This window comes from Paenibacillus sp. JT22N7, assembly GCF_059383875.1.
Window position 1 is genome coordinate 60934 of the sequence record NZ_JBXENY010000012.1, and the last position, 16619, is coordinate 77552.

Here is a 16619-nt window from a genome sequence, read left to right on the forward strand (position 1 = left end):
ATGAGCAGAGCGTGCAGCTTACAAACAAAATTGGAGTAATTGTCGATAGCTTTGGCGTCGGCGTAAGCGAAGGCTTGCGACTGGCAAAGGATGTTGGAGCGGAGGGTGTACAAATATATGCAGTGGATGGAGAAATGGACCCTGCTGTACTGACAGGAGTCAAACGCAAGCAGCTCAAGGACGAAATTGCCCAGCTAGGGCTTGAAATATCGGCGTTATGCGGCGATTTAGGTGGACATGGTTTTCAGGATAAACGGGCCAATCCGTTAAAAATCGAAAAATCCAAACGCATTCTGGATTTAGCGGTTGAACTGGGGACAAACATTGTTACGACCCATATTGGCATCGTACCGGACGATCCGAATAGCGAAGTGTATGCGTCCATGCAGCAGGCGTGCGAGGAGCTGGCGAATTATGCAACTAGCCAACAGGCGTATTTTGCGATTGAGACGGGGCCGGAAACAGCGGCGCATCTGAAGGCATTCCTTGATACGCTAGGCTCGCGGGGCGTCTCGGTTAATTTTGATCCGGCGAATATGGTCATGGTTACTGGAGATGATCCTGTGAATGGGCTGTACCTCCTAAGGGATTATGTTATGCATACGCATGTGAAGGATGGCGTCCGCCACCGTGTTGTGGATCCCCGGCAAGTATATGGAGCGCTAGGCTATGAAAAAATGGACCATGGGCAAATCGCGCAAATGGCGTCCGAAGGCCCGGACTTTTCAGAGCTGCCGCTTGGCGAGGGCCGCGTAAATTTTGATGCTTATTTTAAGATGATACAGACGATCGGGTATCAGGGCTATTTGACGATTGAGCGCGAGGTTGGTACGCAGCCAGAGGAGGATATTCGCAAAGCTGTCGAGTTTATTAGACGATACCGCTAACCTAAATTATGAAGTAGCAGAATCATTTCGTACAGGCTTGAAATAAAAAAGAGGACCCCTGCTAAATGCAAGGCTCCTCTCATGGCCGCTTAATTCCGCGGTAGTTTGTTTAAACGGTCTAGAATTCGGGCCAGTGTTCTGCTCTACCGGAGGGGTAACAAAAAAATAGATTGAACGCAAAATAACGCCATGATATAATCGATAGCGTCATTGACAATGCAGATTAAAGATGTATCCAATTTTATTCCCACTTTAATTGTACATCTGGAACTTTGATTTGTCAATGCTCTTTTTTATCCCGGAAAAACGGAAAAAGGAGTGTGTTCAGGAGAATGGATACGAAGGATTGGCGGCAAGAACAGGAGAGACTGGAATGGATCAGGAACAAGCTGCAGGCGAGGATCGCTGAATTGGAGCCGGAGGTTGCCGGGCTGCGCGATCAAGCTGCGGACATCCGCAAGCGGTTTTGGGAAGAGGTTACGATCAACACAAGCACGCAAGAAGATTTCGAAGAAACCTTCTACACGATTAACCAGCAGTCCGCGGTATTGGCCGAACGGGAGCGGGGCCGCAAGCTATTGGCGCAGCAATGGGACAGCATGAAACGTCTGCATCCATCTCCTTATTTCGGACGCCTCGACTTTCAGGAGGATGGTCTGGGCTTCAGCGAGCAAATCTATATTGGCGTATCTTCCTTCATCGACGATGACGGTTTGAGCTTTCTGATTTATGACTGGCGTACGCCCATCGCGAGCCTTTACTACGACTATTCCCCTGGCTTAGCGTCTTATGTCACGCCAGCTGGACAAATCGAAGGGACGATGGAGCTCAAGCGCCAGTTTCAGATTCAAAGCGGGCAAATCCAGAGCATGTTTGACGCGAGCGAGACGATCGGAGACGAATTGCTGCAGCAAGTGCTCGGCAAAGGGGCGGACTCGCAAATGAAGAGTATCGTGGCCACCATACAGAGGGAACAAAACATCATCATCCGCAATGAAAAAAGCCGGATGCTTATCGTACAGGGGGCGGCCGGCAGTGGCAAAACTTCAGCGGCATTGCAGCGAGTGGCGTATTTGCTGTACAAACATCGCCAGTCGATCAAGGCCGATCAAATCGTTCTTTTTTCGCCGAATCCGATGTTTAACAGTTATATCTCCACCGTCCTACCGGAGCTTGGTGAAGAGAACATACAGCAGACGACTTTTCAAGAATATCTCGACTATTGGCTAGGTTCTTCGTTACGGCCGGAGGATGCTTTTGATCAAATTGAATATGTACTGACCGCACAAGGGGTGCCGGGGTATGAGGCTCGACTTCAGGGGATCGAATATAAAGCTTCCGAGGTTTTCCTGCAAGCCCTGAAGGACTATGGCGTGTGGTTGGGACAAAAAGGCATGCGATTCAACGGTATCCGGTTTCGGGAACGCGATCTGATTGCCGCAGAGCGAATAAAAGCGAAATTTTACGAATATGACCGTTCTCAGCCGTTGCTCAATCGTATCGAACTTTTACAGGAATGGCTGCTGAAAGAACTGGCTTTGCTGGAACGTAAGGAGCGGGAAGCGCCTTGGGTGCAGGAAGAGCTGAATTATCTCGATGCCGAGCAGTACGCGGAAGTTTTCGGAATGCTGCACAAAGATAAGGAAGTATTCGACATTGCGGAACAATACGCGGTAGTTCGCGAGAAAATAAGCAACAAGCTTCGGGAAGATGAAGGCGACTTTGACTTCGCCACAAGGGAGGAAGAGCTGCACCGCCGCAGGATCGTGAAAGAATGCTTTAAACCGCTAAGGAAAATGGTGAAGAAGCTATCGTTCGTAGATATTAAAGGCATATATGGCCAACTGTTTGTTGACGAAGCCGCTTATCAAGAAAAAACGAATGGGGCTGTCGTCCCACCGCTGTGGCCTGAAATATGCAGGCAAACGAAGGAATCGCTGCTTCGCAATGAGCTATTCTACGAGGATGCGACTCCTTATTTGTATGTAAAAGAACTGATCGAAGGCGTCCGGACGAACAAGGAAATCCGGTATGTGTTCGTAGACGAGGGTCAGGATTATTCGCCGTTTCAATATGAATATTTAAAAAAGCTGTTTCCACGTGCTCGGATGACGGTGCTCGGTGATTTTGGGCAAGCGATCTTCATGCAGGCTACAAGTTTGTCTGCATCCGACTCGCCGCTGGTCCGCCTTTATGGCGAAGCCGAAACGAGCCTAGTATGCCTTGTACGCAGTTATCGTTCAACCAGGGAGATAGTTGAATTTACGAGATCGATGCTTCCAGGCGGGGAAGAAATTGCACCTTTTGAAAGGCGAGGCCACAAGCCCCTTCTGACGAGAATGGACAGCGGGGAGAAGCGTGATGCGCAAATAATGGCAGACATCGCGGCGCTCAGGGCCGAAGGCTTCGATTCCATCGCCGTCATTACGAAGACCGCTGCCGAAAGCCGGGAAGCTCATGAATCGTTGCGGATATATGGAGGCGCAGCTCTGCAGCTCATTACGAAGGAGACGCTGGGCTTTGAAAAAGGAGTGATGGTCATTCCCGTGTATCTCGCCAAGGGTGTCGAGTTCGATGCAGTCTTGATCTATGATGCTTCGCCCGAAGCTTACGGACAGAATAACGAACGCAAGCTTCTTTACACGGCTTGTACGCGGGCTATGCATCGGCTTCATCTTTATACGGCGGGCAATTGGTCGCCATTCGTGCAGTCATTGCCTGCGAATTTGTATGAGAAAGCTACATCTTGATGGATCGGGGAAAACTTCGACCCCGATAAGCTGCTGATTAGAAATCCATTTTGCTCCGAAACTGACGATGTCTCAATAAGCTGCCGGGCAAAAAATGTAAGCCTTGTGATTGTATAAACGTTGCAAATGAAATTTGCTTAAAGCTATAGAGTTGTGTATAATTATTCATTATTAAGAATAAATATTCATAACAAGGGAGTGCTTTATGACATATAAGGTATTTGTTGACGGACAAGAAGGCACGACAGGCTTGAAGATTTTTGAGTATCTGGCCAAGCTGCCGGACATTGAAGTTCTTAGGATTGACTCTGACAAAAGAAAAAATCCTGAAGAACGAAGTAAATTCCTTAATAGTGCAGATATCGTATTTCTTTGTCTGCCCGATTCGGCTGCTAAAGAGTCAATTGAGCTTGTGAAAAATGACAAAACAAGAATCATTAATACCAGCACTGCCTTTAGAACGGATAAAAGCTGGGTATATGGTCTGCCTGAGTTGAAAAATCAAAGAGAACTCATACAGTCCGCAGCGAGAGTATCCGTTCCAGGCTGTCATGCAACTGGTTTTATTCTTACGATTAGACCGCTAATTGAAGCAGGCATACTTCCAGAAGATTACCCTGTAACGTGTTATTCCTTGACTGGCTATTCCGGAGCTGGCAAAAGCGGAATAGAGGAATATGAGAATTCAGTATTAGCAGCTGAAAGAAAGCTCCATGTTCCAAGGCATTATGCGCTGCAGCATAATCATAAGCATATACCTGAGATGTTGATGTATTCAGGACTTTTATATGAACCATTATTCACGCCCATAAAAGCTAATTATGCACAAGGACTCGCGATGTCAGTCCCCTTAATTAGCAGGATTTTGTCCAAAAACGCTTCTGCAAAAGAGGTACATGAAGCATTATCCGCTTATTTTGAATCGGAGCGTTTTGTACATGTCATGCCTTACGATTCAGAAGCAAACCTTGATGAAGGACACTTCATGATTTCGGAGTGCAATAACACGAACCGATTGGAAATTTTTGTTTTTGGACAAAAGGGCAAGGTGAATATTATTTCAAGATACGATAATTTAGGAAAAGGTGCATCAGGGGCTGCAGTGCAAAATATGAATCTCATGCTTGGATTGGATGAAGGGAATAGCTTGTTGAACTAAATTCGTTTAGGCAAAATTTTTTCTGCTATCGAGTAACGTTATTTCAATAAAAATGCGTTGGTCCAGCTGTATTGTTATTCTAATAGGTCAACCAGAGATTTCTGGTTGGCCTATTTTTTCGTCCATGGCAACCGATTTTTCTTATAGTCAGGCTGGTCCAATCGTTTATTTCAATTGTACATGTGCTATTTCAAATTGTAGCTATTGAAATTTTGGAGCATTTCGGTGAAATGCTGCAGCGTGGCATCATCCCACTGTGAAATGCTGGCATAGAAGGCGGATTCTTTTTCCTTCAAGGCTTCTAAAGTTCGTTCCCGTCCAAGCTCGGTTAAGGATAAGCGTACGCCGCGGCGATCCTCAGGAGCCGTTTCACTTTGTACATAGTGCAGCCCCTTAAGCTGGTTGACCAGACGGCTGACGGAGCTGCGGTCCATAGCTGTTGCTTCGGCTAAAGCAGTGGCGCTAGTTGCCCCATAGGAGAGGAGCCACCGTACAATTAAAAAAGCGGCGGGCTGCAAGCTAGAGTCGAACCGCGCAGCAGCTCTGACATTCAAGGCGTGGGAGGCGCTGATAAGCGCATTAAGCTGCTCACCAAGCTTTAGCTCAAGCTGTGTTCTCGGTGCAAGCTGCTCTGATTGGTTATTGTCCATAATAATCATCTCCGTTGGCTCCATAGATTTACACTTGAATATAATTGACATATATCAAATAAAATCATATAGTTGATTTATGTCAATTATATGATTTTGCCTAGAAGGTGTCAAAATAAATTCAGCGTGATGGAGGAGAAACGAATGGATACGAAATCAGTGGCTGTCATAACAGGAGCGACCAGCGGCATTGGACAGATTGCGGCCATGGATTTAGCCAAGCGCGGCATGAAGCTTGCATTAACTGCCAGAAGCAGAGAACGAGCGGAGGAAACAGCCAGAAGGATTAATGAGGTTGCGCCTCATTCAGAAATGGTCTTTTTTTACGGTGACTTATCTATTATGGCGGATGTGAAACGGATAGGGGAAGAAATCAAGTCAACCTATCCCAAAATCGATGTGCTCGTAAATAATGCGGGTCTGCATGCTTTTAAACAGCGGATCACCTCCGAAGGCTTCTCGGAAATGATGGCCGTCAACTATTTGGCTCCCTGGCTATTGTCGAAAATTTTGCTGCCGTCGCTCAAGGCTTCAAACAAAGCGAGAATTGTCAATGTGGCATCAGAAGCGTCCCGCAATCATGGGGTGCTGACGCTGCCTGAAGATTTGACGGATACCGCTGATTTTACAGCGAGGGGCTCGTCAGCCATCTATGGAAAAACGAAGCTGTTGAACATTATGTTTGCAGGAGAGCTTTCCCGTCAATTATCTGGCACGAGTGTAGCTGTTCATACGCTCAATCCCGGATTTAATGTAACCGGACTTGGCCGCGAGCTCTGGTTTGCCCCGCTGCTTGAACGAATTTTAAAATGGCTGCGAATTGGAGATCCGCGCAAAGGTGCCGAGATTATTACCCGCCTAGTGGTTGATACGCAATATGAAGACGTTACTGGCGGATATTATAACGTTGGGACAGGCAAGTCGATCCTTCCTGTGCACCCTGGCGGAGATCCTGCAATGCAGTCTAGGCTATGGAAAGAGACACAGCAATTGCTAAAGCAAAAGGAATGGATTTAAATAACGGGCCTACGCCGGTATATTATGACTGTTCCGATTTTACCGCAAAAAGCATGACCGCAGCGCTCTCCAAACGCTCAATGAAGATGGAGTAGCGGCGCGACTGGAGCCAGCTTTGAAGCTCATGCAAACGGAAAGGCTCAATAGCTGCAGCAAGAGGCTGCCCGGCAGCGGCAAATTTAGTTGAGTCTGCTGCTGCTTCGATATCCTTGCTAATATCGATAATGGCCATTCGTCCTCCAGGCAGCAAAATTCGATCCATCTCAGCCAGAGCGAGCAACTGCTGGGAATCATTCAAATGATGCATTGCAAAGCTGCAAGCGATGAAGGCGCATACTCGATCCGGCAGTGGTATGGTGAGCAGGTTGCCGAGCTTTGCATCCACATGCGGCAGACGCCGGCGCAAAATGCTCAGCATTTGCACCGATTGCTCAATTGCTGTTAAGCGTACACCTGCTTCTGCGAGCTTGACAGACAGATTGCCGGTTCCCGCTCCAAGCTCGGCGCCGTACTCGCCTGCAATCGGATCAATCCATTCCAGCGTCTTCATTAACGCTTGTTCATAGCTGAAGGGAGTCAGCACCTTTGCCAATGCAGCCATTGGGGCAGCCTCGCCATGCTCCAGCGCTAGACGATCATAATCCCAGCGATCATTCCAGCTGCTTCGCTGGGAGCGGGAATGCTTCATCTTTTCCGCTGCATCCTCAGCGGCGCCAAGCTCAGGCTGTGGTTGGCTCCGCCATTTGGCTATCGTATCATCAAGCGCCTGCAGCTTTTGCCCCGCTGCGACCCATTCCTCATAGAGGAGAGCCCGCGCACGATCGGCTAATCGCAGAAAATCATCAGGCTGGCGTGCCGTTTGCAGCACCTCGCCAATGGCAGCCAGCGGCATGCCAAGCTCGCGGAGCGCAATAATCCATCGCAGCCGCTCTATATCTTCCTCACTATACAGGCGATAGCCGTTTTCGCGCGCTTTCGTGGGCGTAACGAGCCCTTTTTCCTCATAAAATCGCAGCGTACGCGGAGTTGTATCCAGCAGCCGTGCAGCTTCAAATACTTTCACCGTCATCCCTCCTTTACTAAGCATGAACCTTTCCCTAACGTAAAGGTCAAGCTTTTTTCAAAATTGCTCATTCATTCTACAGCTGGTTACGTCTTGAAAAAAGAGCCGCCTCTGCACGGGTGTGCATCGAGACAGCTCTTAGTCTTATTTATTAGTATGATCCTAATATAGCCTACCGTTGAAACAGCGCTTTATTTGCGGCCGTTCAACAGCTCCCAGCGATACACGTATTCAAAAATGAATTCAAACGCCTCCAAATGGCGCTTCGCTTCAAACGGATTCGCACCCCAAGCATAAATGCCGTGCTTGCGCAGCAAAATGCCGGGAATTTCGGGCTGCAGGCGCTCCATTACTTCAGGAACGATTTGCGGAATGTTGGCGAAGTTGGACACAATCGGAATGTCGATATGCGCTTCCTCGTCCCAAATATTGAACGCCTTAATTAATTCTACGCCGTCAACCGGCACGGATTTGCGATCCCAGAACCATTCCGAGATGACGCTGTTAAAGACGGTATGCACATGAAAAATAGCGCCTGCGCCCGTCTGGCGGTAAATTTCGCAGTGGATCAGCGTTTCCGCCGAAGGCTTCAGCTTAGTCGCTTCGACAGCTTTGCCTTCTTTATCGACGAATAGGTAGTCTTCTGGTGTATGAACCGTCTTATCCTTGCCGCTTGCCGTAATGGCAAAATGGAACTGCTCGGGGTCGAAATCCCCTACGCGCACGGACAGATTGCCGCTTGTGCCAGGGAACCAGCCGCGCGAGGCAAACAGCTCCTTTACTTCACGCAGATCAGCGAGCGCCTTCTGTTTCTGCTCGGTTGTAATTTGCTCAAATGTCATTACGATTCATCCTTTCCCTTGTCAAGCACGCGAATAATATCATGGAACGTCTCATATTCGGAATGAGGCAGGCCAAGCTCCTGGCATTTCGTCGTCAGGTGCGAGCGGGAAAAAACAGCATCCGCCAGCTTTGCGCCTTCAAAGTCCGTCACGCTGTCGCCAATGACAATACGTTCATATTGCTCAGCGGGGAAGCTGCGCATAATCGTCGTTTTGCACATGCCGCATTCATTGCTGCATTGTCCGTCGCACGGATGCGGCCATGTAATTTCAATATTAGCACCGCTAAAATCATGGCCATTGCAATAAATATGATCCTGTGGAATATCGAATGGCTCAAGCACCGGATAGACGAAAAAGTCTATGCCGCCGCTTGTCACGTAAAATTCAATATCATTTTTCCGGCAGTAGGAGAGGAACTCGCCAAACCCTTCGCGAATGCGCGCATTCGTAATGCCGAAATGGACAACTTCTTTTTGCATAGAAGAAGGGAGGAGGCGGAACAGCTTGCCTACCCCTTCACGAATGGATATTTGCTGTGAAATCGTCTGCTCCACAATCGGCTCCCAGCCTGGCGGGTTAAAATGGCGGATGATCGCAATAATATTATCATTTACCGTAATCGTTCCGTCGAAATCGCAGAACACGATGCGTTTTTTTGCTGCTGTCATTCTTTAATCCCCCAAGCGTCAATAGCAGCTTGCAGTGCTTCACCGCCAGGAGCTGCGGCAGCATCGCGCAGATGAATGCCATTCATCGCTGCATCAATCGCGAGGCGGAAGGCTTGTCCGCCAGCAGCGGTGCCCATCGGATGGCCGTGAATGCCTCCGCCAGCGTTGACGACTACATCGGTGCCGAAGTCGCGCAAAATAAGCGGCACGAGGCCCGGATGAATGCCCGCGGATGGAACAGGGAAGCTGGTGAGCAGCTCGCTGGATGGGGCAAGCAGCGCTTCCTTGACGGCGAGATTTTCTTCCTTCGGCATGACGACCGAGCCGTAAGGAGAAGGGAACAGCACGAGATCAGCTCCCGCAAGGCGCATAAGCTTGCCCAGAAGCACGGAAGCGCCAATGCCATAGTGCGGCGAAGGATACATCGCGCCTGCCATAGCCGGATGCGCAGCAATCGGTACGCTGATCGACGGATCTTTGCTCAGCTCATGCAGCACATCGTAGCCGTAAGCCAGCACATTAAAGAGCAGGGCGTTAGCTCTAGCAGCAATCGCTTTGCGCGCCTGAGAAGCAAGCTGCGAAGTAGGGCCCGTCAAATTGACAGCATACAGCAGCTTTTGGCCCGTTTCCTGCTGGGCGCGCTCGGCAGCTTCCATACAAGCCTCAACGCGTTTTTCCAGCGGGGTCAGCGGATTTTCAAACAAAATTTCATCGTCTTTAATCAGATCAACGCCGCCAAGCGCCTGCTTATAAAACTGCTCCTGCAAGTTCGCCAGATCATGGCCGACAACAGATTTGAAGATGCTCATCAGCAGCGGACGCTCCTGTACGCCGAGTAGGCCGCGAACGCCTTGCAAGCCAAACTTCGGACCCGGAAAAGCAGAGCCGAACGACTGTGAAACTTCAATATCAATCAGTTTAATGCGTCCGTCCATCGACAGCTTGCCGAAAATCGTAACGAGCAGGGCAGGGATATCGCGGCTGAAATTGATATCTGGATAGGCGATGCGAATATCAGCGTAGCGATTGCCTTCTCCGCCTTCATGCACCTCAACGGACAATACTTTGCCGAGATGCTTCTCCATTTCGGATTTGCGCGCTTCCGGCAAATCGGTCCAGCTTCCAACCGTCAGGCCGACGGCAATGGATAACGCTTTTTTATCAAAATCCGCTTTATCGTCAAAGCTGCGGTAGGTAGCAATGCAATATTCACTCATTATTTCAAGCTCCTTTCAATATCGGCTCCGATTTCGGCTGCGCGTTCGGCGGAACGCTTCATGCCGCTAGCAATTGTCTCAGCCAAACCTTGCTGGCTCATCAGCTCAAGCGCTGCTTGCGTCGTCCCATTCGGGGATGTCACTTTGCGGCGCAATTCGGCAGGCTCCTCGCCAGTTGCACGGACCATTTCCGCGGCACCAAGCACCGTCTGCGTGACAAGCGCCTTGGCAGCCGTTTCGCTAAGGCCCATTGCCTTCGCCGCATCAATCATCGATTCCATAAAATAATACACATAAGCCGGACCGCTGCCCGATACGCCGGTAATGGCGTCTTGATAGTTCTCCTCAACGACGGAGGTGATGCCAACGGATTGGAAAATAGCTTCCGCCAGCAGCTGCTGCTCCTTCGTCACCGCTTCGGAATAACTGATGCCTGTAACACCGAGCCCGATCGTGCAGGACGTATTCGGCATCGTGCGTACGATAGGCAGCTTGCGGCCAAGAAGCAGCTCAATCGAAGAAATCGATAGTCCGGCAATGACCGAAATAATAAGCTGATGCTCCGAAATAAAAGGCTTAATGCCTGCAATGGCTTCGGCTGCATCTTTTGGCTTCATGGCGAGAAAAATAATATCGGCTTCCTTCAGAAAAGCTTCGTTCGAGGAGCCTTGCAAAATCGTCTGAACACCATACTGGCTGTTAAGCTCGTTCAAACGATCGGCATTTTGCCGGTTGAGCATTGCAATGCGTTTCGGCTGCGTCAGGTTCTGATTAATCATGCCCCGGGCGATGGCTTCCGCCATGGAGCCTGCGCCGTAGAAAGCGATTTGCAGCGACTGAATGCGATCAATCGTCTTGGTGTCTGTATCTATTGGCATAACGGTTTCCTCCCATATTTTCGAAATCGTAAAGTGAACGCTTAATTAGCCGCGAATTTGTCCAGAGCCGGTAATCCGGTATTTGGTTGATGTGAGTGCAGGCAAGCCCATAGGCCCGCGTGCATGAAGCTTCTGCGTACTAATGCCAATTTCGGCGCCAAAGCCGAATTCAAAGCCATCCGTGAAGCGAGTGGAAGCATTGTGATAGACGGCAGCCGCATCAATTTCTTGCATAAAGCGGGCTGCATTGCCTGCGTCCTCGGTAACGATGCATTCGGAATGCTGCGTCCCGTAGTTGCTAATATGAGCGATGGCCTCATCCAGATTATCTACGATTTTCACGTTCAGAATATAGTCATTATACTCTGTCGCGTAATCCTCATTCGTCGCTTGCTTGGCGTGCGGAATAAGCTTCATAACGCGCTCGCAGCCGCGAAGCTCCACCTTTGCTGCTGTAAACTGCTCAGCAATGGAGAGAAGCGACTCGCTGGCAAAAGCTTCGTGTACAAGCAGCGTTTCCATGGAGTTGCAGACGGATGGACGCTGTGCTTTGGCATTGAGCGAAATGCTGGCCGCCATCTCCACGTTTGCACTCGCATCAATATAAGTATGGCAAATGCCTGCGCCGGTTTCAATAACCGGAACGGTAGCATTTTCAACGACGGTGCGAATGAGTGTTGACCCGCCGCGTGGAATAATAACATCGAGCAGTCCGTTCAGCTTGAGCATTTCATTGACCGACGCGCGATCGGAATCTTCAATGAGCTGGAGGGCATCGGCTGGCAATGCCGTCGACTCAAGCGCCTGGCGCAGCACCTCGATAATTTTGCGATTCGATTCAAGTGCTGCCGAGCCGCCGCGGAGCACGACGCAGTTGCTAGTTTTGAGACATAATCCAGCCGCATCGACCGTCACATTCGGACGCGCTTCATAAATGATGCCAATAACGCCGATCGGAACACGTGATTTTTCAATATGCAGTCCATTCGGACGGTCGAACTGCTCCAGCAGTTCGCCAACTGGGTCAGGCAGATCAGCGATTTCACGGAGCGCTTGAGCAATTGCTTCAATTCTTGCCTCATCGAGAGCGAGACGGTCGAGCAGGGAGCGGCTAGTGCCGGCTGCTTCTCCATTTTTCAAATCGAGCTTGTTCGCTTCAATAATATCAGCTGTATGCTTAATTAAAGCGTCAGCGATCGTAAGCAGTGCGGCATTTTTCTGGTCGGTCGTTACGGTGTTCATAATACTTGCAGCACGTTTTGCCAATGTGGCTTTTTGGACAACTTCGCTTGTCATAGGTTTGTTCCTCCTAAAAATAAGTGATGAATAACGACTGGCCCTATTAATGGACAAGGGCTTATTTTAATGAAACCCATTCATCCCGGTGGATGACTTCAATCCGGCTCACATCAATTCTGCGCTTCACTTCTTCGCTGCCAAGTCCGGCTGCTGCCTTAGCTTGCCATGCAGCGTAATTGACGACGCCGCGCCCAATCGTTTCGCCGCTGGCGCTAAGCACCTCCACGATATCGCCGGGATGGAAATCGCCGCTGCTGCCTGTAATGCCGGCAGGGAGGAGGCTTTTGCCCCCTGTAAGCAGCGCAAGCTCAGCTCCTGCATCAACTGATATCGTGCCTTGAGGCATAGAGTGGAAGCCCAGCCATTGCTTCTTCATCGGCAGGCTATGCATCTCCGTATCGAAATACGTGCCTTTGCCGGAGCCGCTTGTCGCAAGCGACAGATCGCCAGGCTGCTGCACTTTCCCGATAAAAGCGGGTACGCCGCCGCGCATGGCAATTCGGGCTGCTTCAATTTTGGAGCGCATCCCGCCCGTTCCAACTGCCGAGCCGGCACCGCCGGCGAATTTCATAATGTCTGCGGAAATGCTGCCGACTCGCTCGATTTTGACTGCTTGCGGATTCTTCCGTGGATCCTCCGTGTACAAGCCGTCCATATCCGTAATAATAATGAGCTGTCCAGCTTTCGTCATTGTTGCGACCAGTGCTGACAAATTGTCATTGTCGCCAAATTTCAGCTCATCGGTTGCGACGGTATCGTTCTCGTTAATAATCGGTATCGTGCGCAGCCTGAGCAGCTCTTCAATGGTCATCAAAGCGTTCTGAATTCGCTTGCGGTTAGAGAAGTCTGCCCGCGTCAGCAAAATTTGTGCTGCTCCAATACTGAACTGGCTAAAAGCCTCCTGATAAGCTTGCATGAGCAGCGCTTGCCCAACTGCGGCGGCCGCTTGCTTCTCGTGTACGGCTTTGGGCCTTGACTCATAGCCAATTTGGCGAAAGCCTGCAGCAACGGCACCGGAGGTGACTAATATGACCGAGCAGCCTGCTGCATGCAGCGCGGCAAGCTCGGAGACAAAATAAGCGATGCGTTCTTTGTTCAGTCCGCCTTCCTCGGAGGTTAGCGAGCTGCTGCCGATTTTTACAATGATTCGTTCCGCCATTTTCCCATCATCCCATTTCCTGACAAAATAAAAAAGACTCCCGTCCGTAAAGGACGAAAGTCTTATATGCTTCCGCGGTACCACCTTAATTGACTGTAGGCCAGTTAAGGCAAACAATCCTGCTTGGGCCTCGTAACAGGAGGTGCTGTCCGATTCATCATCGGCCGTTCAGGGGCAGGTTCAGCGAGCAGTCGAGGTAAATTCTTGCAGCCTCTGGAATTCACTCTCTGGGCACGACCTAGTCAAGCTTACTGGTCCCGTCATAACGTTTCATGTTCAGTTGATGTAAGCATATCATGATCGACGGGTGCTGTAAAGAGAGGCATTTGCAGGCGGTTATGCTTTGAAAATGCCTAGCTTTCCAATACGTTCAACCGCTTCCTCCAGCCGAGCTTCGCTTGTAAGCAATCCAAGCCGTACATAGCCTTCGCCGAATGTGCCGAAGCCGACTCCAGGCGCGACAACGACATCTGCTTCCTGCAAAACGAGATCCGCGAACGATTCAGATGTATAGCCTTCTGGAACAGGCAGCCAGCAGAAGAAGGAGCCACCCGGACGCTCTGCTTTCCAGCCGATGCGATCCAGCGCGCCAAACAACGCTTCACGTCTGCGCTCATAAGTGGCATTCAGCTCCGTCACGCATTGCTGAGATCCGGTTAGCGCTTCAGCCGCCGCTTCCTGAATGCCGCCAAACAGGCTGCAATAATAATGATCCTGCATAAGATTGATTAAAGAAATGACCTGCGGGTTGCCTAGTGCAAAACCTACGCGCCAGCCCGCCATGTTGTAGGATTTCGACAATGTATAAAACTCTATGCCCACTTCCTTTGCTCCCGGCGTTTGCAGGAAGCTGACGGGACGCTCGCCATCAAAGCCAATCGCGCCATAAGCAAAATCACTTGCGACAACGACGCCTGTGCGGCGGGCGAATTCTACTGTCTGTTCATAAAATTCAGCATTCGCTACCGCTCCGGTCGGATTGTTAGGGTAGTTCATAAACATGAGCTTCGCCCGCTTAAGCGCTGCTTCGTCTATGGCGCTATAATCAGGCAAAAAGCGGTTTTCCGCCGTTAGCGGCATAAAATGCATATCCGCTCCAGCGAGCGCCACGCCTGACCAATAATCGGGATAGCCCGGGTCAGGCACGAGGCAGACATCGCCTGGATTAAGCAGGCACTGGCTAAGTTCCACCAGACCTGTTTTGCCGCCGAACAAAATGGCAACTTCTGTTGTTGGGTCTATATCGACGTTATAATCTTCCTTATAACGTTTCGCTACGGCTTCCTTGAGAAAAGGGTAGCCGCTGAAAGGCGGATAACGGTGATACATAGGGTTTGCGGCTGCTTCCTGTAGCTTGGCCACAATGTGCGGCGGAGTCGGCTGATCGGGATTGCCTTGTCCAAGGTTAATAACGTCGCGGCCTTTCGCGACTTGGGCATTAGCCTTAGCAACCAATTTAGCAAAAAATTGCGTAGGCAAGCCGGTCATACGATCTGCTGGTTTAATGATATGCTGTTCCAGCTTTGTTTCCATTTTATTCACACTCCACATCCAATAGTTGCTCATGAACAATAAGCCGTTAAGCATTACTGTAGCACGCAAAAACCATTTATGTCGAGTGATTCAGTTGGAATGGATTCTTAAGCGGCCGGAATGCCGACTTTTTTAACAAAAGCTGCGATATCAGCTGTAAATAACAGCAGCAGCGGCCTGCGCTGATCATCAAAAACTAACAGCTGCGGCGCTTTGCCTTCGCATACGAACAAAAATACTTCGGTTGCATTGAGCGAAATATTGTTCGTGCTCAGCTTGTAAGGTTTAGCTAGAGGAACGCGATATACATAGGTACAGGTGTTGTCATTCGTTAATTGGGGGGCAAGACCTGTAATGGAGCCAAGCCAGCTGTTTGCCATCTTTTGATAGTCCTTGTCATTCGGTACAGTCAGCACGACCTTGCCAGCTTTAACATCAAAAACTTGAACGGGTCCCACCGTATGTTGCTCTTTTGCTGTCTCCTGGGCAAATCCGGTGGAGGCAAAAATAAATAATGAGCAAGCTGCGCACAGGGCAGCTATCCATTTTTGCAGCTTCATGTTATGCATGCTCCTTGTCTGTATATGGATTGGTAATTGTACTTGAGTTATCATCCCCATCTTGACACAGAACCATGTGAAGGTATCATTAGGGAAAATGAATGGTTGCAACATACAGGAGGCCTGACGAAAATGAATAATGAAAAATTAAACATTGCGCTGCTGCAAATGGACATAAATGCAGGAAATCCGGAGGCGAACTTTGCCAAGCTTGCGCAAATGCTGGAGCAAGCGGTAAGCGGGGATCGCAAGCTTGATGTCATCGTGTTTCCTGAAATGTGGAACACAGGCTATGCGCTGACGGAAATCGAAACGCTGGCTGATGCGAATGGGGAGCGGACGAAACAGCTTTTGTCAGCCTTTTCGGCTAAGCATCAAGTAAATATTGTTGCGGGCTCGATTGCGGAAAGCAAGGCGGATGGCGTTTACAATACGATTTTTGCTTTCGACCGTGCGGGGGAAACGATTGCGGATTATTCTAAAATCCATCTGTTCCGTTTAATGGATGAGGAAAAATATTTGCAAGCTGGCGATAAGCTTGGTTCGTTTCAGCTTGGCGGACAGGAAGCCGGCATGATGATTTGTTATGATATCCGCTTCCCAGAGCTTGCTCGCAAGCTGGCGCTTGGAGGCGCAAAGCTGCTGTTTGTTCCAGCTGAGTGGCCAAACCCGCGCCTGCATCACTGGAAAACGCTGCTGAGCGCAAGAGCGATTGAAAATCAAATGTTCGTCATTGCCTGCAATCGGGTAGGGCAAAGCGGCGAAACGAGCTTTTTCGGGCATTCACTCGTCCTTGATCCGTGGGGAGAAACCATTGCTGAGGGTGGAGAGGACGAAGCGGTAATTTATGCAGAAATCGACCTTTCACTCGTTGATGCCGTACGCGGAAAAATCCCCGTATTCGAAGACCGTCGGCCAAATTTGTATTAAAAGC

At 49.8% G+C, this 16619-nt stretch carries 15 protein-coding genes; 5 read left to right on the forward strand and 10 right to left on the reverse strand.

Features of this window, described 5'->3' with window-relative positions:
- Positions 1–11: 11 nt before the first annotated feature.
- The 3 genes from AC50Y5_RS27290 (at position 12) to argC (ending at position 4796) form a co-directional block, all read left to right on the forward strand.
- Positions 12–887 (forward strand): sugar phosphate isomerase/epimerase family protein, encoded by an 876-nt coding sequence (locus tag AC50Y5_RS27290; RefSeq protein ID WP_081418556.1) that lies wholly within the window; start codon positions 12–14, stop codon positions 885–887.
- A 332-nt stretch (positions 888–1219) separates the two neighbouring features.
- Complete coding sequence (gene helD, locus AC50Y5_RS27295; protein WP_494864389.1) at positions 1220–3637, forward strand: RNA polymerase recycling motor HelD; 2418 nt, start codon at positions 1220–1222, stop codon at positions 3635–3637.
- 205 nt (positions 3638–3842) lie between these two features.
- The gene (argC, locus tag AC50Y5_RS27300; protein WP_494864392.1) at positions 3843–4796 is read left to right on the forward strand and encodes an N-acetyl-gamma-glutamyl-phosphate reductase; all 954 of its coding nucleotides are present in this window, start codon (positions 3843–3845) and stop codon (positions 4794–4796) included.
- Between the two features lie 185 nt (positions 4797–4981).
- Here argC and AC50Y5_RS27305 read toward each other — a convergent pair whose 3' ends face one another.
- Positions 4982–5446, reverse strand: coding sequence for a MarR family winged helix-turn-helix transcriptional regulator (locus tag AC50Y5_RS27305; RefSeq protein WP_494864394.1), 465 nt, complete (start codon positions 5444–5446; stop codon positions 4982–4984).
- A 144-nt stretch (positions 5447–5590) separates the two neighbouring features.
- Here AC50Y5_RS27305 and AC50Y5_RS27310 point away from each other — a divergent pair, with 144 nt between their 5' ends.
- Positions 5591–6463 carry an SDR family NAD(P)-dependent oxidoreductase gene (locus AC50Y5_RS27310; protein WP_056028680.1) on the forward strand — a complete coding sequence of 291 codons (873 nt, stop codon included), beginning with the start codon at positions 5591–5593 and terminating at the stop codon, positions 6461–6463.
- 22 nt (positions 6464–6485) lie between these two features.
- Here AC50Y5_RS27310 and AC50Y5_RS27315 read toward each other — a convergent pair whose 3' ends face one another.
- The 9 genes from AC50Y5_RS27315 to AC50Y5_RS27355 all read right to left on the reverse strand — a co-directional run bounded on the left by AC50Y5_RS27315 (position 6486) and on the right by AC50Y5_RS27355 (position 15685).
- A complete protein-coding gene (locus tag AC50Y5_RS27315) occupies positions 6486–7526 on the reverse strand; it encodes a MerR family transcriptional regulator (RefSeq protein WP_494864396.1) in 1041 nt (346 codons plus the stop codon).
- Between the two features lie 191 nt (positions 7527–7717).
- Positions 7718–8368, reverse strand: coding sequence for a methylthioribulose 1-phosphate dehydratase (gene mtnB / locus AC50Y5_RS27320; RefSeq protein WP_056028674.1), 651 nt, complete (start codon positions 8366–8368; stop codon positions 7718–7720).
- Positions 8368–9039, reverse strand: coding sequence for a 2-hydroxy-3-keto-5-methylthiopentenyl-1-phosphate phosphatase (locus tag AC50Y5_RS27325; protein WP_056028670.1), 672 nt, complete (start codon positions 9037–9039; stop codon positions 8368–8370). Before AC50Y5_RS27325 ends, mtnB begins: the two co-directional genes overlap by 1 nt.
- Positions 9036–10256, reverse strand: coding sequence for a 2,3-diketo-5-methylthiopentyl-1-phosphate enolase (locus AC50Y5_RS27330; protein WP_494864399.1), 1221 nt, complete (start codon positions 10254–10256; stop codon positions 9036–9038). The genes AC50Y5_RS27325 and AC50Y5_RS27330 overlap by 4 nt, the downstream gene beginning before the upstream one ends.
- Positions 10256–11134 carry a pyrroline-5-carboxylate reductase gene (proC, locus tag AC50Y5_RS27335; RefSeq protein WP_056028664.1) on the reverse strand — a complete coding sequence of 293 codons (879 nt, stop codon included), beginning with the start codon at positions 11132–11134 and terminating at the stop codon, positions 10256–10258. Before proC ends, AC50Y5_RS27330 begins: the two co-directional genes overlap by 1 nt.
- Positions 11135–11179: 45 nt before the next feature.
- Entirely contained in the window at positions 11180–12430 is a 1251-nt protein-coding gene (locus AC50Y5_RS27340; RefSeq protein WP_494864401.1) for a glutamate-5-semialdehyde dehydrogenase, read from the reverse strand.
- 61 nt (positions 12431–12491) lie between these two features.
- Positions 12492–13592, reverse strand: a complete 1101-nt coding sequence (gene proB / locus AC50Y5_RS27345; RefSeq protein ID WP_494864403.1) for a glutamate 5-kinase — start codon at positions 13590–13592, stop codon at positions 12492–12494.
- A 336-nt stretch (positions 13593–13928) separates the two neighbouring features.
- The gene (locus AC50Y5_RS27350) at positions 13929–15125 is read right to left on the reverse strand and encodes a pyridoxal phosphate-dependent aminotransferase (protein WP_494864405.1); all 1197 of its coding nucleotides are present in this window, start codon (positions 15123–15125) and stop codon (positions 13929–13931) included.
- Between the two features lie 107 nt (positions 15126–15232).
- A complete protein-coding gene (locus tag AC50Y5_RS27355; RefSeq protein ID WP_056028652.1) occupies positions 15233–15685 on the reverse strand; it encodes a hypothetical protein in 453 nt (150 codons plus the stop codon).
- A gap of 132 nt (positions 15686–15817) precedes the next feature.
- Between AC50Y5_RS27355 and AC50Y5_RS27360 the strand changes: the two genes are divergently transcribed.
- Entirely contained in the window at positions 15818–16615 is a 798-nt protein-coding gene (locus tag AC50Y5_RS27360; RefSeq protein ID WP_494864407.1) for a carbon-nitrogen family hydrolase, read from the forward strand.
- Positions 16616–16619 lie beyond the last annotated feature (4 nt).